General features: G+C 49.9%; 1 protein-coding gene. It reads left to right on the forward strand.

Going from position 1 to position 505, the window contains the following annotated elements; all coding sequences use genetic code 11:
* On the forward strand, positions 1–505 hold a 505-nt coding region (locus GTH32_RS19330; protein ID WP_163088828.1), incomplete at both ends, for a Mu transposase domain-containing protein.

Genomic DNA, 505 nt, shown 5'->3' on the forward strand with positions numbered 1-505 from the left:
CGCGGCATTACGGCTGCGCTATCGTTCCGGCAAGACCTTACAAACCGAAAGATAAAGCCAAAGCAGAAAATGCGGTACTGATTGTTGAACGCTGGATATTAATGCGATTACGACGGGAGTGTTTTTACACCTTAGCGGGCCTTAACGCACGTATCAAAGTGTTAATGGAAGAGCTAAATAATCGGCCGCAGCGCTTACATCCAGGCTCTCGCCGTGAGCAATTTGAACTGCTTGATAAGCCAGCCTTGATGGCACTGCCTGGCACTACGTATGAGTACATCGACAGTAAACGAGCAAAGGTGGGGCCGGATTACCATGTGCTGTACCAAAAGCACGCTTACTCTGTACCGCACACCTTAGTAGGCAACACGGTGACCATCGAGGCAAGTGGCAGTGTGGTCAGCATCTATCATCACAATCAACTGGTGACACAGCACGCTAAATCAGCAAACGACGGTGGCTTCTCAACCCAGAAAGAGCACATGCCGGACAGCCATGTAAAACA

It is taken from the genome of Alteromonas profundi (genome assembly GCF_010500865.1).
GTDB classification, from domain to species: Bacteria; Pseudomonadota; Gammaproteobacteria; order Enterobacterales; family Alteromonadaceae; genus Alteromonas; species Alteromonas profundi.